Source organism: Roseateles sp. (genome assembly GCF_047654805.1).
GTDB lineage: Bacteria > Pseudomonadota > Gammaproteobacteria > Burkholderiales > Burkholderiaceae_C > Pelomonas.
The window spans coordinates 1,442,308-1,464,316 of record NZ_JASGIV010000001.1; the positions used below are offsets into that span (position 1 = coordinate 1,442,308).

Annotated in this window: 17 protein-coding genes; 10 read left to right on the forward strand and 7 right to left on the reverse strand. The window is 67.6% G+C overall.

Features of this window, described 5'->3' with window-relative positions:
• The first annotated feature begins 215 nt into the window (after positions 1-215).
• On the forward strand, positions 216-1,178 hold the full coding sequence (locus QM732_RS06505) for a tripartite tricarboxylate transporter substrate binding protein (RefSeq protein WP_415655366.1): 963 nt from the start codon (positions 216-218) through the stop codon (positions 1,176-1,178).
• On the forward strand, positions 1,175-3,220 hold the full coding sequence (locus QM732_RS06510) for a diguanylate cyclase domain-containing protein (RefSeq protein WP_415655367.1): 2,046 nt from the start codon (positions 1,175-1,177) through the stop codon (positions 3,218-3,220). The genes QM732_RS06505 and QM732_RS06510 overlap by 4 nt, the downstream gene beginning before the upstream one ends.
• On the opposite strand, the gene fdhD is transcribed toward QM732_RS06510, so the two are convergent.
• Both fdhD and QM732_RS06520 read right to left on the reverse strand, forming a co-directional pair.
• Positions 3,211-3,999 carry a formate dehydrogenase accessory sulfurtransferase FdhD gene (fdhD, locus tag QM732_RS06515; RefSeq protein ID WP_415655368.1) on the reverse strand — a complete coding sequence of 263 codons (789 nt, stop codon included), beginning with the start codon at positions 3,997-3,999 and terminating at the stop codon, positions 3,211-3,213. The two genes, QM732_RS06510 and fdhD, sit on opposite strands and share 10 nt — an antisense overlap.
• 30 nt (positions 4,000-4,029) lie before the next feature.
• Positions 4,030-6,606 (reverse strand): chemotaxis protein CheW, encoded by a 2,577-nt coding sequence (locus QM732_RS06520; RefSeq protein ID WP_415655369.1) that lies wholly within the window; start codon positions 6,604-6,606, stop codon positions 4,030-4,032.
• Positions 6,607-6,803: 197 nt separating this feature from the next.
• On the opposite strand from QM732_RS06520, the gene QM732_RS06525 reads away from it, so the two are divergent.
• A complete protein-coding gene (locus QM732_RS06525; protein ID WP_415655370.1) occupies positions 6,804-7,421 on the forward strand; it encodes an FMN-binding negative transcriptional regulator in 618 nt (205 codons plus the stop codon).
• Positions 7,422-7,449: 28 nt separating this feature from the next.
• On the opposite strand, the gene QM732_RS06530 is transcribed toward QM732_RS06525, so the two are convergent.
• The 4 genes from QM732_RS06530 to QM732_RS06545 all read right to left on the reverse strand — a co-directional run bounded on the left by QM732_RS06530 (position 7,450) and on the right by QM732_RS06545 (position 13,508).
• The gene (locus QM732_RS06530; protein ID WP_415655371.1) at positions 7,450-8,262 is read right to left on the reverse strand and encodes a DUF72 domain-containing protein; all 813 of its coding nucleotides are present in this window, start codon (positions 8,260-8,262) and stop codon (positions 7,450-7,452) included.
• Between the two features lie 37 nt (positions 8,263-8,299).
• Entirely contained in the window at positions 8,300-10,315 is a 2,016-nt protein-coding gene (locus QM732_RS06535) for an alpha/beta hydrolase family protein (protein WP_415655372.1), read from the reverse strand.
• A 334-nt stretch (positions 10,316-10,649) separates the two neighbouring features.
• A complete protein-coding gene (locus QM732_RS06540; RefSeq protein WP_415654893.1) occupies positions 10,650-11,687 on the reverse strand; it encodes an IS110 family transposase in 1,038 nt (345 codons plus the stop codon).
• A gap of 144 nt (positions 11,688-11,831) precedes the next feature.
• Positions 11,832-13,508 carry an electron transfer flavoprotein-ubiquinone oxidoreductase gene (locus tag QM732_RS06545; protein ID WP_415655373.1) on the reverse strand — a complete coding sequence of 559 codons (1,677 nt, stop codon included), beginning with the start codon at positions 13,506-13,508 and terminating at the stop codon, positions 11,832-11,834.
• Positions 13,509-13,638: 130 nt separating this feature from the next.
• Here QM732_RS06545 and QM732_RS06550 point away from each other — a divergent pair, with 130 nt between their 5' ends.
• The 3 genes from QM732_RS06550 to QM732_RS06560 are packed head-to-tail and all read left to right on the forward strand — an operon-like array spanning position 13,639 to position 15,481.
• The gene (locus QM732_RS06550) at positions 13,639-14,421 is read left to right on the forward strand and encodes an SDR family oxidoreductase (protein ID WP_415655374.1); all 783 of its coding nucleotides are present in this window, start codon (positions 13,639-13,641) and stop codon (positions 14,419-14,421) included.
• Entirely contained in the window at positions 14,421-15,065 is a 645-nt protein-coding gene (locus QM732_RS06555; protein WP_415655375.1) for a YceH family protein, read from the forward strand. Before QM732_RS06550 ends, QM732_RS06555 begins: the two co-directional genes overlap by 1 nt.
• Complete coding sequence (locus QM732_RS06560; RefSeq protein WP_415655376.1) at positions 15,062-15,481, forward strand: acyl-CoA thioesterase; 420 nt, start codon at positions 15,062-15,064, stop codon at positions 15,479-15,481. The genes QM732_RS06555 and QM732_RS06560 overlap by 4 nt, the downstream gene beginning before the upstream one ends.
• Here the strand turns inward: QM732_RS06560 and QM732_RS06565 are convergent.
• Positions 15,474-18,212 (reverse strand): TonB-dependent receptor, encoded by a 2,739-nt coding sequence (locus QM732_RS06565; protein ID WP_415655377.1) that lies wholly within the window; start codon positions 18,210-18,212, stop codon positions 15,474-15,476. The two genes, QM732_RS06560 and QM732_RS06565, sit on opposite strands and share 8 nt — an antisense overlap.
• Before the next feature lie 164 nt (positions 18,213-18,376).
• On the opposite strand from QM732_RS06565, the gene QM732_RS06570 reads away from it, so the two are divergent.
• From QM732_RS06570 to QM732_RS06585, 4 genes are all read left to right on the forward strand, one after another.
• The gene (locus tag QM732_RS06570; RefSeq protein WP_415655378.1) at positions 18,377-19,834 is read left to right on the forward strand and encodes a cyanophycinase; all 1,458 of its coding nucleotides are present in this window, start codon (positions 18,377-18,379) and stop codon (positions 19,832-19,834) included.
• A 116-nt stretch (positions 19,835-19,950) separates the two neighbouring features.
• The gene (locus tag QM732_RS06575) at positions 19,951-21,192 is read left to right on the forward strand and encodes a cyanophycinase (RefSeq protein ID WP_415655379.1); all 1,242 of its coding nucleotides are present in this window, start codon (positions 19,951-19,953) and stop codon (positions 21,190-21,192) included.
• On the forward strand, positions 21,189-21,581 hold the full coding sequence (locus QM732_RS06580) for a DUF3224 domain-containing protein (RefSeq protein ID WP_415655380.1): 393 nt from the start codon (positions 21,189-21,191) through the stop codon (positions 21,579-21,581). Before QM732_RS06575 ends, QM732_RS06580 begins: the two co-directional genes overlap by 4 nt.
• A 13-nt stretch (positions 21,582-21,594) precedes the next feature.
• On the forward strand, positions 21,595-21,990 hold the full coding sequence (locus QM732_RS06585) for a hypothetical protein (RefSeq protein WP_415655381.1): 396 nt from the start codon (positions 21,595-21,597) through the stop codon (positions 21,988-21,990).
• The last annotated feature ends 19 nt before the right edge of the window (positions 21,991-22,009 follow it).

A 22,009-nucleotide genomic window follows, 5' to 3' on the forward strand; every position in this document is an offset into this window, starting at 1 on the left:
CGATCCCAGGTTCGGCTAGAGCATGCTGAAGCACGGGCCACGCAAAGCCGCGCCAGCCTCGCGCTGAGCGGCTTGCTCCCAGGCCTCCGCTCAGTTCGTCAAGGATTGCCCGATTCCATCAAAATTTCTCGAAACTCCATGCGAATTGGTCATTTATGATCAATTGCGTGTTGATAAAGACAAGAAATAGAACCTGTCGTTGGGGCGCCTTGTGGATGCTGGCCGGTGGTTTGCTGGGCGGCATGCCGGTGGCTGCTGGCGAACTGCTGGTGCCCGCTGTGCCGTCGCCAGTCAGGCTGTTCGTTCCATTCGTGGCTGGTGGCGAGGCGGACGGTTCTGCTCGCAATCTTGCGCGCAGCGCCGCGCGGACCGCAGGCATCGCAATCGAGATCAGCTACCTCACGGCCGAGTCGGGGGCAGCAGCAGCTCGCGCCGTCAAGATGGCCGCACCGGACGGCCAGACGCTGCTGCTTGGGCGGGTCGGCAACATTGCCATCCAGCCGGCGCTTTCGCCGCGCACGGCAGTGCCGGCGAGCGACTTCACCGTGCTTGCCGTGCTTGACGAGGCACCGCTCATCTGTGCCGTTCGCAGTGGTTCGCCCATGAGGTCCATGCACGAGCTGCTCGCTGCCATCGCCGCGGCGCCGGGGCAGTTGCGCTACAGCACGGCCGGCGCAGGTTCGCTGCAGAGCTTGGCGGTGCGCTACCTGTTTGCGCTGAACGGCCTGCCGGACGACGCGGCCCGACCGCTGCATGTCGGCCAGGGCTCGCAAGCGACACAGGCGCTGCTCAGGGGCGAGGCTGACTTCAGCTGCAACAACGCGCGCAGCATCGTGCCGGCCGTGCAGTCCGGCATGTTGCGCGGCCTGATGACGACGGCGCAGGGGAGGTTGCGCTCGCTGCCGCGTCTGCAAAACGCCAGCGAACTGGGTTGGCGCGACATGCAGCAACTGCAGGGCTGGTCGGCGTTGCTCGGGCCGGCGGGCATGTCGGCGCAAGCCGTCGGCCATTGGAGGGCAGTCCTCGACAAGGTGGCTGCCGACGCCGAGTGGCAGGCCGGTACCGAGGCCCTGGGCGCGTCGGCCCGGATCTCTGCCACCCAGGACCCGGCGCAGTTCCTGCGCCAGCAGGCCCAGTTCTACGAGCGCCTCGTGAGCACGCTCGAGGCCCGGCCATGAGCACCCGACAGCGACGCGAACTCTGGCCTTCGTTCGTGGACGTGGCGCTGGTGGCGCTCGTGCTGGTGGTGGGTTTGGCCGGCAGCCTCGGCGCCTACCGCTCGCTGTCGCTGAAGGCGGCGGCGCAGGAGCGCGAGCAATTGAATGCCATGGGGCAGAGCGTCGTTGGTGCCTTCGACCGGCAGCTGATGCGGGTCGTGGAGGCGCTGCAGGCTGCTGGGCAGATGCTGTCGGCCCAGACCGATCTGACACGCGAGCAGTTCATGCGCTATGGCGCCAGCCTCGTTGGCGACGCATCGGGCCTGACGCTGCTGGAATGGCAGCCTGTCGTGCCGCATGAGCAACTGGCCGCGTTCGAGAGGCAGGCGGCGCGCGAGCAGCCAGGCTATCTGGTCGTCGAGCCGGCACCCGACGACCGGGGCGGCGGCTTTGTGGCCGCGCGGCCGCGCGAGTTCCATGTGCCGGTGCACTACTCCTGGCCCGAAAGCGGCGCGGCGGTGGGCGTGGACATGGCCTTCGACCCGCGCCGCATGCATTCCAAGCTGCTGGCCCGCGACACCGGCGTGCCCATCGCGTCCGAGGTGTTCACGGTGATCCATCGTGGCCAGCCGGGCGGGGCCCGCAGCGGCTTTGCCGTATCGGCACCCGTCTACCGCGTGCCGCGCCCAGTGGGCACCGAGGCGCGCCGGCGCGAGCTGCGCGGCTTCCTGGCTGGCGTCGTCGAGCTGCCCTCGCTGATGTCGGAGGCGTTGGTACGGGCGGAGGCCAACGGCCTGGATGTCTTCGTCTTCGACCAGGAGGAGGACCACCGCCTCATCTATGCGTCCGCCTCCGGCGAGCCATCCCGTGTAGACGAGCGCGGCATGGCGTTGAGCGTCGATGTCGGCGGCCGCCCCTGGCAGCTTGTGCTCCGACCGCGGCCGGGCGCGCTCGGCAATGCGGTCGATCGCACGCCGCTACTGGCCCTGGCCGCGGGTGGGTTGGCCACGCTGCTTGTCGCGCTGGCCGTCGGGCGCAGCCTCGTCGTTCGGCGCCATCTGGAGCGCACCGAGACCGTGCTGGCGGAGGACCGGCAGCATCTGAGCAACGTGATCGATGGCACCGCCGCCGGTACCTGGGACTGGCGTCTGGATAGCGATCGCCTTGCGATCAACGAACGCTGGGCGCAGATGCTGGGGTACACCTGCGCTGAACTGGAGCCCATCAGTGGTCAGACCTGGGAGCGGCTGTGTCATCCCGGCGACCTCGTCGAGGCCCGGCAGGCCCTTGATCGTCACCTTGGTGGCCAGGAGGAGCGCTACGCGGCTGAGTTCCGCATGCGCCACGCACAGGGCCACTGGGTCTGGGTGCAGAGCAGCGGCCGTGTCTTCGAGCGAGACGCTGACGATCGCCCGCTGCGGCTGGCCGGAACGCACCTGGACATCTCACGTCGCAAGGCCGACGAACAGCGCCTGCTGAACGATGCCCGTGCGCTGGAGGCCGCGAACCGCCAGCTGCGCGATCTGGCCATCCTGGACGCGCTGACCGGCGCCTTCAACCGACGCCACTTCGATGACATCTGCCTGGCCAGCGCCCAGCGCGGCCAGGCCGTCGGCCTGTGCATGCTGGACATCGACCACTTCAAGGCCTACAACGACCGCTATGGCCATCAGGCCGGCGATGCAGTGCTGCGAGCCTTCGCGCAGACGCTCAACAACGGCCTCAAGCGCTCCACCGATGCGCTGTTCCGCCTCGGCGGCGAGGAGTTCGGCGTCATCTTCTCGGCGTCCTCGGCCGCCGTGGCCCGCCAGTTTGTCGGCCGGCTCAGCGCTGCCGTCCATGCGCTGGCGGTCCCGCATGCGGACAGTCCCCATCGAATCGTTACGGCCAGCTTCGGCGTCGCCTGGTGGGCCGCGCCGACATCCGGGCTCACGCCCGAGGCGATGTACGCCGCGGCGGATGAAGCCTTGTATGAAGCCAAGCGGGCCGGCCGCGATCAGATCGTCGCGCACTGCTTCCTCGCCGGTGAGGGCGAGGCGCTACCGGCCGGGCCTCAGGCGTAGCGCGTCGCGCGCCCCTCGCGCACGAAGGCCCAGAGCTGCAGGCCCACCCGGTCGGCCATTGCTATGGCCAGGCTGCTGGGCGCAGACATGCAGGCCAGCAGGCCCGCGCCAGCCATGGCTGTCTTGTGGACCAGCTCGTAGCTTGCGCGGCTGGACATCAGCACGAAGCCGTCGCGAGGGTCTGCCCCGTGGCGGGCGAGGGCGCCGGTCAGCTTGTCCAGCGCGTTGTGGCGGCCGATGTCCTCGCGCGCGAGCAGCAGCTCGCCACCGGGCAGGCACCACGCCGCGCCATGCAGGCCGCCGCAGCGCGCGTTCAGCACCTGGGCCGCATGCAGGCCGGCCAAAGCGCGGTCCAGCGCACCATCGGCCAGCACCGGCGCCTGCACTGGCGCGGGCTTCACGGCGCTCACCTGGGCCAGGCTTTCCAGTCCGCACAGTCCGCATCCGGTACGGCCAGCCAACAGGCGACGGCGCGCCTTGAGCTGCTGCTCGCGGGCCGTCGTCACCCGCAGTGCCAGCTCGATGCCGTCGGGCTGCGTCAGTACCTCCACGTCCAGCAGCTCCTGGCTCGACCTGATCCAGCCTTCGCTGAGCGCAAATCCCAGTGCGAAGTCCTCCAGGTCTGCCGGCGTTGCCAGCATGACGGCCTGCGAAACCCCGTTGACCGTCAACGCCACAGGCATCTCGACGGCCACTCTTTCGTCCGTAGCGCCGCCGGGTGGGCGCAGGCTCAGCAGGGCGCCGCTGGCGGGGTTGGCTTCGGCATCGGGAGGGGGCATCGCGGCATCATAGGAGGCGCCTGCCGTCGTTCAGGGGGCCGGCAGCGCGGCCTGGCCTGGCTCGACACTCAGTCCGACATGGACCCACAGGTCCGCGGCACTGAGCAGCGTCAGCATGCGGTGGGGCGAAGCCTCGGCGCCGCGCACCAGGCGGGCACGATTGCCCGGGCTGGGCAAGGCCTGGGCCGCGGCGATGCTGAATACAGGCCCGAGCTCTTCCACGCGTAGCGCAAGGCTTTGCCCGGCATCGTTGCGGCAGACGACGACAGGCGTATCGCGCGCGTCGGTCGCGCGGCCGTACAAAGCCAGGCCGAGGTCCAGCACCGGCAGCATGCGCCCCCCGTGCTGCAGCATGCCGACCAGCGCGCGGGGGGCGTTGGGCAGGGCGGTCAGGCGCGGTTGCTCCAGCGCCTCGACGATCAGCTCCGCAGGCAGGCCCAGCCATTCGCCGGACACGCTGAAGGCGGCGATGTCCAGGTCTTGCCCGGTGGCCTGCGTGGGGGGCGGCAAGAAGCCTGCATCGGCTATGGCTGGCAGGCTGGGCACCCGTGGGCCTAGCGGCTGCAGCAGTACGGCGGCCACGTCCTCGCTGGTTGCTGCCTGCCCGTGCCGGTATTCGCGGTAGCCCTGCGACATGGCGACGCCTGCGGCATAGACCATGCCGGCGATGTCCAGTTCGCAGTGCAGCGTCTGACCGGCGGCAAGGTTGGCCAGCGTGGCTGGCTTCAGCGGAGCCGGATCTCCAGCCTGCCAGCGTGGGTCGGAGCTCGCGACGACGCGGCCGTCGCGCGTCACGAAAAGCCCCGTCGCCGCGGGCGTGCCGGCCGTGGCGGTGGGCAGGGCATCCCTCAGCATGGCCGCGAACTGTGGCTCGCCGTCGAAGACGATCGCGATGCCACCCACGACCTGGCCCTCATGCTGTAGCGAGGTGGCGTAGACGTAGGTGGGCCGGCCGGCTGCATCCGCTGCGCCATAAAGCGCGTTGGGCTCGTGGCGAGAGACGACATGGCGCTCGGGGTCGCGCAGGCCCAGTGCGGCCCTGACCCAGGGCGCGTCGAGGCATTGGCCGACATGGTGGGCCTGCGCCGGATCGGACACGGCCACCACGCGGCCCTGCAGGTCGAACACCAGCAGCAGCGAGTAGACGGTGTAGAGCCCGTTGATGTGCTGTAGAACCTTCTGGGCCTCGGCCGCTGCAGCCTGGGCCTGCGGTGTGTCGCGTCCGGCCGTCTGCTCGGCCAGGGCGCTCTGCAGCCGCACGTCCAGTGCCCACCATCGGCAGTCGTTGGCGCGCTCGTAGAGATTGCGGTCCATGATGTCGATGGCCAGTCGTGCCTGGAACAGGGTGCCCTCGTAGATCTCGGCCAGCGCGGAGTTCTGCAGCTTGGCGATGGCCTGCTCGAACACCTGCCGCAGTTGCCCCCCGGTGCGCTGCACCTCATTGAGCAGCGTAGTTGCGAAGCCGGCGCCACCCTGGCCGGCGCGAGCGTGGCTGTGCAGCTTGCCGTTCCACAGCGTGCGCGACAGGTTGCGCTGGATGCGGCGCGCCTCCAGGGGGATGCCCTGCAACTCGGCGTCGAAGAGCTGCCGGGTGTCAACGGTCTCGCCCAGGCGGCGCAATTCCTCGTCCAGCGCCCGGTCGTCCTCGGCCTCGAAGGCCCACTCCAGCGGCGTCAGCACGCAGGCCATCCAGCCTGCAGGACCCAAGTAGCCTTCGTAGCCACTCGCGCGTGCGGTGGCGCAGAGGTAGTCGCGGCCGGCGAACAGCAGGCGCTCGCCCTGAGGCTGCAGTTGTGCGCCAGGTGGGATCTGCCAGGGGTCGGAGCTCTGCAGCACGCGATGTCCGCTGTCGAGCAGGCAGATGACGGCATGCTGGTCCTGGTCGGCAAGCAACTGGCGGAAGATGGTCGCCATCTCGTCGTCCAGGCGGAAGGACAGGCAGAGCAGGCCAACGACGCCATCTCGCGCACGCAGGGGCCGAGCGTAGATCAGTCCGTGGCGGCCACCGAGCAGTGCAGTGGGGCCGTAGCGTTCCACGTAAGGCGCGCCCGAGGCCAGCGCATCGGCGATCCAGTCTTCGTCGCAGGCGGGCAGCGCGATGCCGTCGTCCCGTCGTGCCAGGACTTCGCCGCTGGGCGACAGCACGATGACGTCGTCGTACACCGAGTACTTGGCGGTGTAGGCCGCGAAACGCGCCTGCAGCGCCGCACGACTGGCGGCATGTCCGGGGGCGACGGGATCCAGTGCGGCGTGCGCGCACAAGGGCCCGTCCGAAGCAAGGAAGCCCACGTCCGCCGTGCGCTCGAAAAGGTTGCGCACGAGGATGTCGATGGCCACGCGGGCGCGGCCGTCCATGCGTGCCAGCGCGTGCGTGCGCAGCCGCCGCGCGAGGCTGTCTAGCAGCGTGGTGGTGAGGTCCTGGAAGGCGGTGCGTGTCTGCGCGATGTCGGCGGCTGTGCCGCTCATCTGGCCCAGTAGCGCGAGGCTGTCCCAGACGCCCTGCAGTCTCAGCAGTGCCTCCCGGTGTTCATCGACCAGCGCCATGCGCCGCAGATAGGGTGCCACTTCGGCGCTGAAGGGCAGACCCTTGTGCCAGACTTTGTTCATCGCATCTCTTGGAAAACGTTTCCATGGGCAGAGCCCAAAAACGGGCAGTCTCGCAATTGGCGTGCCTGCGGATGGTGCTGCCTGCCGACGGGGCGGCGCCAGCGTGGGGCGCCTTGCCGGGCCTGGATCGCGCCCCCATGTGGGGCGCGCTGCGCGATGATCGTGCCCTGTTTTGTGTCTGATCCGGGAGTTCCGTCGTGTACCTGCCCACGCATTTCGCCTCCAACGACCTGGAGCACGCACGACGCCTCGTCGCCGAACATCCGCTGGCATTGCTGGTCGGCCCGGACGCCGAGGGCCAGGGATTCGGCAGCCACCTGCCGCTCGTGGCCCTGCCCGACGGCGACGGCCTGTGGCTGGAGGGGCACATGGCGCGGGCCAACCCGCATTGGGGCTGGTTGTCGCAACAGCGGCACGTGTTGGCGGTCTTCAGCGGCCCGAGTGCCTATGTGAGCCCGAGGCACTACGAGTCGTCGAAGAACGTTCCGACTTGGAACTACGCCGCCCTGCATGCCTACGGTGACATCGAATTGATCGACGGGCAGTCCGACAAGGACGCGCTGCTCAAGCGACTGATCGGCCGCTTCGAACCCGACTACGCCGAGCAGTGGCGTGGCCTGCCCGAGGACTACCAGTACAAGCTGCTCGGTGCCATCGTCGGTTTTCGCGTCCGGGTGACGCGGTGGGAGCTCAAGCTCAAGATGAGCCAGAACCGTGCTGTCGTGGAGCGCCAGCGCATCCGCGAGACGCTGGCTGCTTCCGATCGGGCCGAAGACCGCGCCACTGCCGAGTGGATGGCGCGGTTGGAAGGCTAGTGCCTGCCACCGGCGCGTGAACAGGCCCCTAGGCCGGCACGTCCTCGCCCAGCGCCCGCCGCAGTGCCATCGCTGCGTGAGGAGCGCGCTCCTTGGCGCCGCTGATGAAGTAGATGAAGACGTCGCGCGCCGTTGTCTCGGGGGAGGGCGGCTCGATGCGCGGCAGGCCGTCAGGCTCGCCGCCGTCGGCCCAGGCCTGCGCCGAGGCGGCGAGTTGCGGGAACACTTCGGGCCTGCAGCCCAGAGGCTCGTCCGGGTGCGTGCGCATGATGCGCGTGTAGACGAAGTCGCCCGTCGCCTCGGCAATGGGCGGGTAATCATCGGATTCGGTGAACACCGTCGCGGTCCTGTACTTTCTGGCGAGGTCCAGGTACTCGGTGCACTGGAAGCTCGCATGGCGCACGTCAAGCGCATGGCGCAGTCTCAGACCATCGACCTCGGTCGGCAGAAGCTCCAGGAAGGCTGTCATGTCTGCTGCATCGAACTTGTGCGTTGGCGCCAGCTGCCAGACGATGGGGCCAAGCTTGTCGCCGAGTTCTGCGATGCCGCTGGCGATGAAGCGCCGGATCGACTCCGAGCCCTCGGCCAGCACGCGGCGCTGTGTCGCGAAGCGGATGGCCTTGAGCGAGAACATGAAGCCTTCGGGCGACTCCTTGCGCCATTTGGCGAATGTGGCCGGCTTCTGCGCACCGTAGTAGGTGCTGTTGATCTCGATGGCTGTGAGCCGTCGGCTGGCGTACTCCAGCTCGCGCGCCTGCGGCCAGCCCCTGGGATAGAAGTTGTCGCGCCAGGGCTCGAAGTTCCAGCCACCGATACCGACCCTGATCGTGCCTTGGTTCACGCTGCCCTCCGGGGCATTGACTGTATGAAAAAACAGTCTATCGGCGGGGCTGCGCAGGCGCAAGCTGCTCGGCAAGGAAAGGCTCCAGCAGGTCCAGCAGCTCCCACTGGTTGGCGGCGACGCTGTAGCCGTGCCCTTCACCGTACTTGGCCATCCACACCGGCGGGTTGCCCGCGCGCTCCAGCGCCGTGCGCATGAGCTCGGCTTGCTCCAGCGGCGTGCGCGGGTCATCAACGCCAGCGTAGATCATGACCTTGGCCTTGATGCGCGACGCGAGGAACAGCGGCGAGACAGCGTCCAGCGCGGCGCGCTGCTTTACCGGGTCACCGATCATGTCGACGAGGAAGGGTCGCGCATCCTTGTTGCGCGACAGGTCGCTCCAGTCGGAGCTGAGCAGCCTTGCGAGGTCGCTGATGGGGAAGCCCGCGATGGCGCAGCGGTAGCGTTCCGGCGCGCGGGCTGCGCCGATCAGCGCCGCGTAGCCGCCGTAGCTTGCGCCCATGATGCACAGCCGCTGCGGGTCAGCATCGCCGCGCTGGACGAGGGCGTCGACCGCGTCGTCGATGTCATCCTGCATCGCCATGCCGTACTGGCCGCGCGACGACATCATGAAGCGTTTGCCGAAGCCGGCACTGCCGCGGAAGCTGGGCAGCAGCACGAGGTAGCCGCGCGAGGCCAGCCAACGGGCCTCGCTCATGTCGCCGCCCGAATCGCCCCAGACGGCACCGCGCGTCCACGGCCCGCCGTGCACGAGCACAACGGTGGGCAGCGGCGCGCCGGCGGTGGCTTGCGGCGGTCGCAGCACATAGCCCGGCAACGCCTGGCCATCGCGGCTGCGCGGCGTCACGCTTTCAGTGGTCGGTACCCGCCGGGGGTCCAACCGGCCCTGCACGTCCAGCACCGGTGTCAACGTGCCGCTGCTGCGGTCCAGCAGATACCAGCGCGGCCGCTCAGTGTCGGAGCGCGAGCTGACCAGCACTCGTGGCGAGGCCGAGAACTGCAGCAGGTTGACGCGCCCGGGCAGCGCCAGATCGACCATGCGCTGCACGGACTGGCGCCGCGTGTCCATCCAGGCGAACTGCGGCCGGGCCGCGTCGATGCGTACGCCCAGCAACTCGCCGCTCAGCTCGTCGCGCAGCAACTCTCCGACCTCGTCGCCGAGCGCATCGACCGCGACGTCGTACTGCGGGTGCTCGACGAGCAGGTCGCCCCACTGGCCGCTCGCCGGGTCGTACTCGCGCAGTGCCATCGTGTCGCGACCCGCGTTGGTGGCGACGAGCAACTTGCCGTCGGCTTCCACGCTGACTGGGCGGCGTATGTCGTCGCGGCCCACGCGGTAGCGCCACAGCTCTCGCCAACTGCCGTCCGGGTCGCGGTAGTGGACGATCTGCTCCGTGGATTCCGGCACTCCGCCGATCGCTATGCGTGGCTCCTGCTTGGCGTCCAGTACCCAGTCACGCACGCGCTCCGGCCGGCCGCGCGTGAGCCACTGGCGCTTGCCGGTCGTCACGTCGATGCGGTAGAGGTCGATGCTGTACTTGTCGACGTCGTCGCAGCCGACGATGAGTTCCGTGCTGTTGCCTGGCAGCGTTTGCACCGGCCACATGCGCGTGTAGCGGCGTGCGTTGCTGGCCCACTGGTCGTTGAGCGTGCTGTAGACCTTGCGCTGCCTGGCGCCGTCCCGCGTGGTGACGAACATGCCGCCCTGGCGGGCCAGCGTCTTGCGGCTCTGGCCGTGCTGGGCCAGTGTGTAGACCAGGTGGTCGGTGCCGAGCCAGGTGGGTTGCGAGACGTCGGCGTCTGCATAGCCGACACGGGATTCGAACGAACCCTTGCTAAGGTCGAGCACGGCCAGGTGCATGCGGCCGTCGATGCGGGTGAGCATCGCCAGGTGCAGGCCGTCGGGCGAGAGCCGCGGCGAGATGAAGTCGGGCGCTGAGAAGGCTTCGCTGGCGGTCAGGGGCGGCAACGCCGGTTGCGGGGCTGCCTCGGCACTGGCGAGCGGGGACGCCAGCATGGCGGCCAGCAGCAGTGAAAGGAAGGTCGGACGCATTGCTCGGATGACAGCGATGGGCGGTGCTCGCCGGCTCTACGGCCGGTCGGCTCACAAAATCTATGGTCACCCCCGTTTTTGCAAGGGCTGAATGCAGGTTGAGGTGAAGATGGTTTGCGTAAATCTATCCGGCGTCTGGATAGGGATCGTTGATCCCTGCGCCACGATGAGAGTCGCACCTGGCAGTCCTTAAAAAAGCCTCGGCGTTGGTCGCCGTTTTTACGATCTGGATGCCTGCCAGGCCGAATGGGCCGTTCACGTCATCACTGCTACAGCGGTCGCAAAACCTGTTGGGTGCCCCGGTTGGGGTTGAAGAGCAGAAGGGAGCTGGAGTTCAGGCGGCTGCCGGTTCTGGTCGCAACTTGCCCGGCTCATAGACCGAGTGCCCGCGCGCCAGCGCCCAGGCCATGCGCGCGAGCTTGTTAGCCAGCGCGCAGGCAACGACGTTGGAGTGACGGCGCGTGAGCAGCGCGTGCACCCAGTCGGCCAGCGGGCTCGGGTGTTTATGCATGCACAGCATGAAGACCCGGGCGCACTGCACGAGCAGCCGTCGCATGTTCTTGTCGCCGCGTTTGCTGATGCCCAGCAGCGTGGCCTTGCCGCCGGTGCTGTACTGGCGCGGCACCAGCCCGAGCGAGGCCGCGAAGTCGCGACTGCTGGCGAACTGATGCCCGTCGCCCATCTTGGCGGCCAGCACGCTGGCGGTGATGGGCCCCACGCCCGGCAGCGTCATGAGCCGCTGGCCCAGGTCGTCCTCGTGAACTTGCTGGCTCAGTTGCTTCTCGACTTCGGCGATCCGCCCGTCGAGGTACTTGAAGTGCTCGTGAAGACGCTCCAACACTGACACGAACTGTGGCGGGAGATCCTCATGCTCGGCCAACAGCGCCGGCAGCCGCTTGATAACGGCGAAGCCGACAGGCAGACCAATGCCGAACTCCAGCAGGAAGCCGTGCATCTGGTTGGCGGTCTTGGTGCGATCGTGAACCAGTGACTCACGCACACGGTGCAGCATGGACAGCGTCTGCTGTGCCTCGGTCTTGGGGACGACAAAGCGCATGGTGGGCCGCGAGGCGGCCTCGCAGATCGCCTCGGCGTCGATGAAGTCGTTCTTGTTGCCCTTCACGAACGGACGCACGTACTGGGGCGAGATCAGCTTGACCTCGTGACCCATCGCGATGAACTTGCGCGCCAGGTAGTGCGCGCCGGCGCAGGCCTCCATCACGGCCGTGCAGGGATGGAACTTGGCGAAGAACTCGACCAACTGCTTGCGGTTGAGCTTCCTGCGGAACACGGCCAGGCCCTTGCGGTCCTGGCCGTGCAGGTGAAACGAATGCTTGCCCAGGTCGATGCCGACCAGCGTCACAGAGTCCATGATGACCTCCGCCACATAGAAGAACACCCCGGCAACTTATGTCACCGGGGTGTTCGGGGCAAACACGGAGATGGGGGTGACCATCTCATTAAAGCCAGCACGCGCCCGTAGGCAGGTGCTGGCTTGTGGCTTGCGAGTGGCAGTCTACATGCCGGCGTAGTTGGGGCCGCCGCCGCCTTCGGGCGTGACCCAGACGATGTTCTGCGTCGGGTCTTTGATGTCGCAGGTCTTGCAGTGCACGCAGTTTTGCGCATTGATCTGCAGCCGCTCGCCGCTGCCGCCCTCGTTGGGCACGAACTCGTAGACGCCGGCCGGGCAGTAGCGGCTCTCGGGGCCAGCGTACTTCGCGAGGTTGACCTGCACCGGCACCGTGTCGTTCTTGAGCGTCAGGTGGGCGGGCTGGTTTTCTTCATGGTTGGTGTTGGAGATGAAGACCGACGACAGGCGGTCGAAGGTCAGCTTGCCGTCCGGCTTCGGGTAGGTGATGGGCGCGCATTCGGCGGCCGGGCGCAGCGCGGCGTTGTCGGCCTTGTGGTTGTGCAGCGTCCATGGCGGGCTGGAGACACCCAGCTTGGGCAGCAGCCACTGCTCGATGCCGGTCATCAGCTGGCCCGTGGTCTTGCCCTTCTTGAACCAGAGCTTGAAGTTGCGCGTCTGTTGCAACTCCTCGTTCAGCCAGCTCTTGTCGAAGGCCTCTGGGTAGGCCGTCAGCTCGTCTTGCGCGCGGCCGGCGTCCAGGGCCGGAGCCAGGGCCTCGGCGGCCAGCATGCCGCTCTTGATGGCTGCGTGGCTGCCCTTGATGCGCGCGGCATTGAGGTAGCCTGCATCGCAGCCGACCAGGCAGCCGCCAGGAAACACCGTCTTGGGCAGAGCCTGCGGCGTGCCGTTGTTGATCGCGCGAGCGCCGTAGCCGATGCGCTTGCCACCCTCGATGTGGGCGCGGATGGCAGGGTGGGCCTTCCAACGCTGCATCTCCTCGAACGGGCTCAGGTACGGGTTGTCATAGTCCAGACCGATGACGAAGCCCAGCGTGACCTTGTTATCTGCCAGGTGGTACAGGAAGCCGCCACCGAAGGTGTCGCCTTCCATGGGCCAGCCAGCGGTGTGCACGACCTTGCCGGGCTGGGCCTTGTCGGCCGGAACCTCCCACAGCTCCTTGATGCCGATGGCATAGGTCTGCGTGTCCTTGCCTTGAGTGAGCTTGAACTTTTCCAGCAACTGCTTGCCGAGGTGGCCACGTGCGCCTTCAGCGAACACGGTGTACTTGCCCAGCAGCTCCATGCCCAACTGGAAGTGGTCGGTGGGCTCGCCGTCCTTGCCCAGGCCCATGTTGCCGGTGGCCACTCCCTTGACTCGGCCCTCTTCGTCGTAGAGCACCTCTGCGGCCGCGAAGCCGGGGAAGATCTCGATGCCCAGCGCCTCGGCTTGGCTGGCCATCCACTTGACGACGTCGGACAGGCTGATGACGTAGCAGCCGTGGTTGTGGAAGTTGCGCGGCACGAGCCAGTCGGGCGTGCGCTGGCTGCCGGCCTCGCTGAGGAACAGCACGTCGTCGCCGGACACTGCCTGGTTCAGCGGTGCGCCGAGTTCCTTCCAGTTCGGGAACAGCTCGGTGATGGCGCGCGGGTCCATGACGGCCCCGGAGAGGATGTGGGCGCCAGGCTCCGAGCCCTTTTCCAGCACGACGATGTTGGCGTCGGGCTTGATCTGCTTCAGGCGGATGGCCGTGGCCAGGCCAGCCGGGCCGCCACCGACGACGACCACGTCGTACTCCATGGACTCTCGGGGGCCGAACTGGGCCAGGATTTCTTCGGGCGTCATGTGGGTCTCCGACCGTATTGAATTGCGCGCGATTCTAGAGAGGGCGGATGATGAATCGAACGATCGTGCTTTTTTAGTGCGTGAGCTCTAGCCCGGTAGGATGGCTGCAACCCACTCAGAAGGCAGTCTCATGAGTTACTCCATCAATCTCGAAGGCCGCGTGGCCCTCGTCACCGGTGCATCCAGCGGCCTGGGCGCGCAGTTCGCCAAGACCCTGGCTCAGGCCGGCGCGTGCGTCGTGCTGGCGGGCCGGCGCGTCGAGCGGCTCAAGGACCTGCGCGCCGAGATCGAAGGCAGGGGCGGCGATGCCCACGTCGTGCAGTTGGACGTGACGGACGTGGCCAGCATCCGCGCTGCCGTGGCCCATGCCGAGACCGAGGTCGGCACGCTGGACATCCTGATCAACAACTCCGGCGTTGGCACGACGCAGCGTCTCACGGACGTCACCGAGAACGACTACGACTACGTGATGGACACCAATACGCGCGGCGCGTTCTTCGTCGCGCAGGAAGTGGGCAAGCGCATGCTTGCCCGCGCGCGCGGCGCTGCGCCGGGGACCTTCATCGGCGGGCGTATCGTGAACATCGCCTCCATGGCGGGGCTGCGCGTGCTTGGCCAGATTGGCGTGTATGCGATGAGCAAGGCTGCCGTCATCCACATGACGCGCGCGATGGCGCTGGAGTGGGGCAAGTACGGCATCAACGTGAATGCGATCTGCCCGGGCTACATCGACACCGAGATCAACCATCACATGTGGGACACGGAGCGGGGCAGGGAGCTGGTCGAGTTGCTGCCGCGCAAGCGCGTGGGTCAGCCACAGGACCTGGACACGGCGCTGCTGATGCTGTGTGCCAACGAGAGCCACTTCATCAATGGCGCAGTGATCCAGGCTGATGACGGGTTTGGCGTCTGATGCACAAGCGAGACCTGACCCCGCTGGAAGCCCGTGTGCTGGCCGTCCTCGTCGAGAAGGAGTCCACCGTGCCGGACAGCTACCCGCTGTCGGCCAATGCTCTGACCGCTGGCTGCAACCAGAAAACGGCGCGTGACCCGGTCATGGAAGTATCCGAGGCCGAGGTGCTGGCGACGGTGGAGGAGCTGAAGGCGCTGCATCTCGTCAATACCGTCAGCGGCAGCCGTGTTGTGCGCTACGAGCACAACTTCGCACGAGCCTTGGGTGTGCCGGGCGCGGCGGTGGCGCTGCTGACGCAGTTGATGCTGCGCGGTCCGCAGACGGCCGCCGAGTTGAGGCAGAACACTGAGCGGTTGCACCGTTTCGCCGACGTATCCTCCGTCGAGGGCTTCCTGGACGAGCTGGCCGTGCGTGAGCCGCCTTTCGCAGTTAAATGCCCCAAGGCGCCGGGCGCCCGCGAGGCGCGCTGGGCGCATCTGCTGTGCGGTCCCGTGTCCTCCGTCGAGCAGGCGGCCGCCCTTGTGGCGCCGCGCGATGAAGAAGTGGCGCTTCAGAAGGCTGAGCTCGCTGCGCTGAAGGCTGAGGTCGCCGCGTTGCGAGGCCTCGTCAACCGCATGGCGGCCGAACTGGGTATCGCTCCATGAGATACACCGTCCCCGCCGAGAAGAAGCTGACCTTCGAGCTGCGTATCCAGATGCGCTGGGGCGACATGGATGCGATGGGCCACATCAACAACACGCTGTATTTCCGCTACCTGGAGATGGCACGCGTGGACTGGCTGGCCTCCATCGGCGCGCCGCCCAACCCGGGCGGGCAGGGGCCGGTGATCGTGAATGCGTTCTGCAACTTCTACCGCCAGCTCAAGGCGCCGGGCGAGCTGATCGCCAAACACTACGTGAGCGATCCCGGCCGTGTCGCCTTCGAGACCTGGATAACGCTGGAGCGTGTGGACGAGCCCGGCGTCATCTACGCCGAGGGCGGCGCGACGACGCTGTGGTTCGATGCCCAGACCGACAAGGCCATCGCCTTGCCGGACTGGGTACGCGACATCGTCACTTGAAGGTGTAGCGCAGGCTGACGTAGCCGTAGCGGCCGCGCGGGTCGGTGTAGCTGGGGTCGTAGCCGACCAGGAAGAAGTAGGCCTGCTGCGAGTAAGGCGGCGCCTTGTCGAAGAGGTTCTGCACGCCGGCGCGCAGCGTCAGCGACTTGGTGGCTTCCCACGCGGCGGACATGTTCCACAGCGAGTAGGCGGCGACCTTGCGGTCGGCCTTGGCCATGTCGTGCTGGTCGGTGTAGCCCGACAGGTAGCTGTTGGACAGCATCAGCGAGTAGGGGCCCAGCGCCCAGTCGGCGCTGACAGTGTGCCGCCAGCGTTGCACCACGCCGTCGTTGACGAAGCGGCCCAGGTTGCTGACGAAGGGGTCGCCGTCGCCGGTCTGCTGCTTGGACTGCAGCGTGAGCGTCCCGTTCAAGCGCAGCCCGAACTCGCCAACGCCGGTCTTCAGGCCGCTCAGCGTCAGGCCGAAGTCCAGGCCGGAGATTTTCTGCTTGCCGCGGTTCTCCTTGATCAGGTCGATGCCGCAGATGGCGTAGTCTTCGGGGTCGTAGCCGCTCTCGCAGTCTGCGGGCAGCTTGGTGTCCCAGTAGCGGTGCACCAGGGAGCCATACTTGTTCAGGTCGGACAGGATCACGTCCACGCCCAGCGTGCTGATCAGGTTGCTCTTCTGGATGTTCCAGTAGTCGACGTTCATGCTGACGCCGCGCTTGGGTTCGAACACGACACCCGCGGAGAACTGTCGGGATTTCTCGGGCTTGAGCTTGGCGTTGCTGTAGTTGTAGGTGCCCCAGCCTTCCGAGCAGTCGGTCGCTGTGTTCTCGGGGTCGGCGGCCAGGCACACGGGGTCGGTCACGACGGCTGCGTTGCCCAGCGACAGCGGGCGGTACAGGTCGGACATGCTCGGCGCGCGGAAGCCCTTGCCCAGCGAGGCGCGAAGCAGCAGCTCAGGCGCGGGCACGTACTTCAGACCCACCTTGGGGCTGAGCGCTCCGCCGCTGACCTGGTAGCGCTCGTAGCGCATCGCTGCCTGCAGCTCCAACTGCTTGGTGACGGGGGCGCTGATCTCGCCGAAGACGGCACTGACGTTGCGTGAATGACCGAAATCGGAGTCGGGGCCTTGCGAGGTCTCGCCGAGGATGTTGTCCGCCTTGAGCGCATCCGACTGGTGGTAGTTCTGCTTTTCGCGGCGCAGCTCGCCGCCCAGCGCCAGCGCCAGATCACCGCCAGCCAGAGGCATCAGGCCCTTGGACATCTTGAAGTCCAGGCTGTCCATCGTGCCGGTGGCCCGGCGCACTTCGCCGCGGATCTGCGCCTTCTCGTACAGCGCCAGGCCGGCGGCACTGGACGGGCCGAATGGGCTGATCGTGCCGGCGTTGAAGCCGTCCGTGATCATCTGCTCGTTCAGGTAGCCCTGGCTGTCGCGGTCGGACACCTTGCTGGTGCTGTGGTTGTAGGCCCACTCGTAGTCCCAGCCGGCCAGCGTGCCGAGTGTGCCGACGACGAAGCGGTTGGCCGTGGAGACCAGCTCGCTGGTGCGCAGGCCGGCCTCGACGAGGCGGGTGCGCATCGTGACGATGCGGTCTTCCTCGTCCAGGTCCGGGTCGTCCAGCGCACTGCCCCGAAGGGCCGGCACCATGGAGACGTTCAGGTCAACGTCCATGCGGTTGGGGGTGCCGGAGTAGAAGGTGCGGGCACGGGCCAGCGATACCTCGGCAAACAGCTGGTGGCCGCCGCCGAGGTTGAACACGCCGCGCGAGAACAGGCTGCCCTTGCGCGACTTGGGGTAAAGCTCGATGTCGCGCATGAAGTCGAAGGTGCAGCCATCCACTCCCCCGATGCCTGCGGGCAGGTACAGGCTGCCGTTGTCCGGAGCGCAGCCCGTTGCAGCGGCCGGGTTCACGGTGCGCGAGCTGATGACGTCTTTGCCGTTGGTTTTGAAGCCGTCAGCGGCCAGCAGGTTGCGCTGGTAGTTGGTCAGCCGGATGTTGCCAGGGAAGCTGTAGCTGGAAAGCTGGTCAGGCAGATTGCCGGGGATGTCCAGCTCCTTGATGAACTTGCGCTGGTTGGCATTGAGCTTGCTTGTGCTCTGGACGTCCAGCACGCCCATGATGTTGAAGCCGTCGCGCCCATAGTCGCCGAAGCCGCCGGCCAGCGTTGCCGAGCGCTTGTTGGCCCCGCCTTCGGATGTGTTGCCTGCCAGCGCGCTGATGTCCACGCCCTGAAAGTCCTTGCGGGTGATGAAGTTGATGACGCCGCCAATGGCGTCGGAGCCGTACAGCGACGAAGCGCCGTCTAGCAGGATCTCGACGCGCTGGATGGCCGCGGCCGGGATGCTGTTGAGGTCCACGCCTGCCGAGTCGCCGGGGGAGGCGAAGTTGGCCATGCGCCGGCCGTTCAGCAGCACCAGCGTGGACGACACGCCCAGGCCGCGCAGGTTGGCTGCGTTGAAACCCATCTGGTCGCGGAAGCCCCCCGTGCCGATGCTGACGCCGTCCGTCAGGTTATTGGTGCCGGCGCTGATGCGGGCGATCAGTTCGGCCGCCGTCGTCACGCCTGCCTTGTCGATCTCGTTGCGCGTGATGACCTGCACCGGCAGTGCCGTCTCGCCTTCGATGCGCTTGATGGCGGTGCCGGTGATCTCGACGCGCTCGAGCGAGGACTGGGCCTGGGCGGCACAGCTGAGGGCAACCAGGGCCGCGGCGGCGGCGATTCGGGAAGGGCAGGGGGTTTTCATGATGTGGTCTCCGGGTTTCGCGCGAGTCTAGGCATGGTGCCGGTAGCTGCCAGCCTGTCCGGAGGGATTCGTCTCGCCCGCGCCACGCTGGCGCCGTTCTAATGAGGGACGAGGCGTCATCGGCGCTCTGTCATGATGGCGATCTGATCAAGGAGGTTGTAGGCATGAGGGCATGGATATGGGCTGGCGTGGCGGCAATGGCGATGGCCATGGGCGTACGGGCGGCCCCCCCGACGACAGCACCGGCGACGAATGCGGCACAGGGCGCCAAGCAGCAGCGCACGTCGGTCACGGGCACCCAGCCACGGGCGGCGGCGCCAGCGCCGACCAAGCCCGCGGCCCCATCCGGTGCGTTGCTGCCCCTGCCTGAATCCGAACCCGCCATCCGCGGCTATGCCGTGCCCATAGGCGGCGCGCTGAAAGCGGACAACGAGGAGGTCTGGCAGCGCATCGTGCAACTGGCTGGCGGCAAGGGCGCACGCTTCGTCGTTTTCGGCACTGCCAGCGAGGATCCCGAAGCCAGCGCCAAGCAGGTGGTGGACCTGCTGCAGCGCCGCGGCGCAGTGGCCGAGGCCCTGCCGGTTGCACCCAAGTTCTTGTGGGTGGACCTGAACAAGGTCGTGCGCGACCCCGCGCTGATCGCCAAGGTCAAGGCGGCCAGGGGCGTGTTCTTCACCGGCGGCACGCAGGAGCGCATCGTCGACGTGCTTCAGCCCGGCGGCCAGAGCACACCAATGCTGGAGGCCATCTGGGACGTCTATCGCAAGGGCGGCGTCGTGGCCGGCACCTCGGCCGGCGCGGCCATCATGAGCACCATCATGTTCCGTGATGCGCCCAGCAGCATCAATATCCTCAAGGGCCGTATCGCCGATGGCAAGCAGGTGGACCGCGGGCTCGGCTTCGTCGGCCCGGAGCTGTTCGTGGACCAGCACTTCTTGAAGCGTGGCCGTATCGGCCGCATGGTGCCGCTGATGATGGCCAAGGGCTACAAGCTGGGCCTGGGCGTGGACGAGAACACCGCAGCCATCATCCGCGGCGACGAGATCGAGGTCATTGGCGACCGGGGCGCGCTGATGGTGGACCTGACCGACGCCGAATCCGACCCCACACTGGGTGCCTTCAATGTGCGGGGTGCGCGGATCAGCTACCTGGAGCACGGCGACCGCTACCATCTGCGCGCCCGCTCGACGACGCCGTCGGCGCCCAAGCTGCGTGGCGAGTTGCACGATGCCGAGTCGCCCAACTTCCGCGCCTACTACACCGATGACTTCCTGTCCCTGGACATGCTGGGCGACTCGACCATCTCCAACATGATGACGCGGCTGATCGACAGCTACCGTCGCGAGTTCAAGGGCCTGGCGTTTGACGCGCTGCCGCGCACCAACGACCCGCTGGCCGAGCTGGGTTTCCTGTTCCGCGTCTACAAGGGCTCTGACTCGCTGGGCTGGAGCACAGAGGAGTTCGGCGGCGAGCAGTTCACCGTCACCAATCTCTATCTGGACATCAGCCCCGTGCGCCTGCCGATGCCGCTGTATGGCGGCTGGGCCGGGCCGCTGAAGCCGGCTGCCGGCGGGGCTGCTGCCGCGTCGGCGCCGCCGACGTCGGCTCCGGCCGAGCAATGAGTTCCCGGCAGCGCTTGGTCACAAGCGTTGCGTTTCCTCGGGCCTGACCCGTTGTCCAATCGAGCGCAGTCCTGCCAAGATGACAGGACTGCGACTCCTGCCTTGCGGCAACCATCTTGCACAGCCCTTCCCAAGCCGGCGGCGGAACCGTCATCGTCATCGGCGGCGCGCTCAGTACTGACAGCGATACCGTCTGGCAGCGCATCGTCGACGAGGCCGGCGGCGCTGGTGCGCCCATCGCGGTGTTCCCGACGGCGGCTCATGAGCCCGAACGTATCGCCGCCCAGATCGTTGCGTCGCTGAACCGCTGCGGCGCCCGCGCGGAGGCCGTGCCGCTCGCGCCTCACCTCGAAGGCGTGGACCTGGCCGCGACGCTGAACGACACGGAACTGATCGCGCGCGTTGCCGGCTGCAAGGCAGTGTTCTTCTCAGGCGGCGCGCAGGAATACCTGGTCGACACGCTGCAGCCCGGCGGCCGGCCAACCGCGATGCTGGGGGCAATCCGGGCCGTCTTCGCGGCAGGTGGCGTCATCGCCGGTACCAGCGCAGGTGCGGCGGTCATGAGCCGGCTGATGTTCCGTGACGCCATGGACAATCTGGCCGTACTGCGCGGCCGCTGGCGGGCGGGCCGCGAATACGACCATGGCTTCGGCTTCGTGCTCTCCGAACTCCTCGTCGACCAGCATTTCCTCAAGCGCGGCCGTATCGGCCGGATGCTGCCGGCGCTGCAGTCCCTGGGCTGCCGTTTCGGTCTCGGCGTGGACGAGAACGCGGCCGTCGTCATCCAGGGGCCGCGGCTTGAGGTCATCGGCGGTAGCGGCGCAATTCTCGTCGACCTCGGCGAAGCCACCCACGACGCCGGACTGCCCGCCTTCAACCTGCGCGGCGCGCGCCTGGCCTATCTGGACCATGGCGACCGCCATGACCTCGCCAGCGGCGAAACCCTGCCTGCCGCGCACAAGCTGCGCGAACCGCGCATCGATCCGGCTTCACCCGGCTTTGAGCCCCGCCAGCAGGTTGACCGCTACTTCCTCGACATCTTGGGCGATGGCTGCATCCTTCAGGCGCTGACCCAGTTGCTCGATGGTCCCGCGCCCGAGGTGCGCGGCCTGGCTTACCGGGCCAACCCCCGGCCCGGCGACCCGAAGCCGGATATCGGCTTCGAGTTCCGGCTGCGTCGCGGCCCCGGACTCGTCGGCTGGTGCAGCGCACACCGCGGCGGCGACGACTACACGGTGCTTGGTGCCCGGCTGGACGTCGTGCCCGTGCGCGTGGCTCATCCACTTTTCACGCCGCTGGTCGCGGAGCCACCGCGCGTGGTCGAATCGGCTCTGCGGCTCCAAGGAGAACGGCAATGACCTCGATCAGCGGCGAATTCAGCGTCGGCATGACGGCTCGTGATGCGGAGGGCGCCAGTCCTGCCGTCGGCCGCATGTTGCTGGACAAGCAATATCGCGGTGCGCTCGAGGCACGCGGTGCCGGCCAGATGCTGGCCACGCACGGCAGCGTCGCAGGCTCGGCGGCCTACGTGGCGCTGGAGACGGTGACCGGCACGCTGCAGGGCCTTGAAGGCAGCTTCGCCCTGGTCCATCACGGCCAGATGGACCGCGGCCATCCGACCCTCATCATCACCGTCGTACCCGACTCCGGCACCGGCGCGCTCGCCGGCATCGCGGGCCGCATGAACATCCGCGTCGAAGGCCACCAGCATTTCTACGACTTCGAGTTCACGCTGCCCACCCCCTGAAGAAGGAACAGCAATGAAGAAGATACTCCCTCTCGTTGCGCTCGCGCTGATCGCCAGCGCAGCACAGGCCGCCGATGTCGGCGTCTCCGTGCAGATCGGTCAGCCGGGGTTCTACGGCCGCATCGACATCGGCAACGTCGCTCCGCCGCCCGTCGTGGTGGCGCAGCCCGTTTGGGTTCAGCGCCGCCCCGTGCATGTCGAGCCCGTTTACATGCGCATCCCGCCCGGCCACCAGAAGCACTGGGCCAAGCATTGCGCCCGCTACAACGCCTGCGACGTGCCGGTCTACTTCGTTCGCGAGGACTGGTACCAGCAGCGCTATGCCCGGCCGCAGAACGACAACGACCAGGGCGAGGACCGCGGAAGGAAGCATGGCAAGGGCAAGGGGCACGGCAAGGACCGCGACTGAGGACGGGCCGGTCGCGACA

What these genes read in the sequence shown, in the direction of transcription:
- QM732_RS06510 (WP_415655367.1), top strand. Translation starts at nt 1,175, where the DNA reads ATGAGCACCCGACAGCGACGCGAACTCTGGCCTTCGTTCGTGGACGTG.
- QM732_RS06545 (WP_415655373.1), bottom strand. Translation starts at nt 13,508, where the DNA reads ATGACGCCCGAAGAAATCCTGGCCCAGTTCGGCCCCCGAGAGTCCATG.
- QM732_RS06585 (WP_415655381.1), top strand. Translation starts at nt 21,595, where the DNA reads ATGAAGAAGATACTCCCTCTCGTTGCGCTCGCGCTGATCGCCAGCGCA.
- QM732_RS06520 (WP_415655369.1), bottom strand. Translation starts at nt 6,606, where the DNA reads ATGAACAAAGTCTGGCACAAGGGTCTGCCCTTCAGCGCCGAAGTGGCA.
- QM732_RS06535 (WP_415655372.1), bottom strand. Translation starts at nt 10,315, where the DNA reads ATGCGTCCGACCTTCCTTTCACTGCTGCTGGCCGCCATGCTGGCGTCC.
- QM732_RS06580 (WP_415655380.1), top strand. Translation starts at nt 21,189, where the DNA reads ATGACCTCGATCAGCGGCGAATTCAGCGTCGGCATGACGGCTCGTGAT.
- QM732_RS06555 (WP_415655375.1), top strand. Translation starts at nt 14,421, where the DNA reads ATGCACAAGCGAGACCTGACCCCGCTGGAAGCCCGTGTGCTGGCCGTC.
- QM732_RS06560 (WP_415655376.1), top strand. Translation starts at nt 15,062, where the DNA reads ATGAGATACACCGTCCCCGCCGAGAAGAAGCTGACCTTCGAGCTGCGT.
- QM732_RS06540 (WP_415654893.1), bottom strand. Translation starts at nt 11,687, where the DNA reads ATGGACTCTGTGACGCTGGTCGGCATCGACCTGGGCAAGCATTCGTTT.
- QM732_RS06565 (WP_415655377.1), bottom strand. Translation starts at nt 18,212, where the DNA reads ATGAAAACCCCCTGCCCTTCCCGAATCGCCGCCGCCGCGGCCCTGGTT.
- QM732_RS06505 (WP_415655366.1), top strand. Translation starts at nt 216, where the DNA reads ATGCTGGCCGGTGGTTTGCTGGGCGGCATGCCGGTGGCTGCTGGCGAA.
- QM732_RS06550 (WP_415655374.1), top strand. Translation starts at nt 13,639, where the DNA reads ATGAGTTACTCCATCAATCTCGAAGGCCGCGTGGCCCTCGTCACCGGT.
- fdhD (WP_415655368.1), bottom strand. Translation starts at nt 3,999, where the DNA reads ATGCCCCCTCCCGATGCCGAAGCCAACCCCGCCAGCGGCGCCCTGCTG.
- QM732_RS06570 (WP_415655378.1), top strand. Translation starts at nt 18,377, where the DNA reads ATGAGGGCATGGATATGGGCTGGCGTGGCGGCAATGGCGATGGCCATG.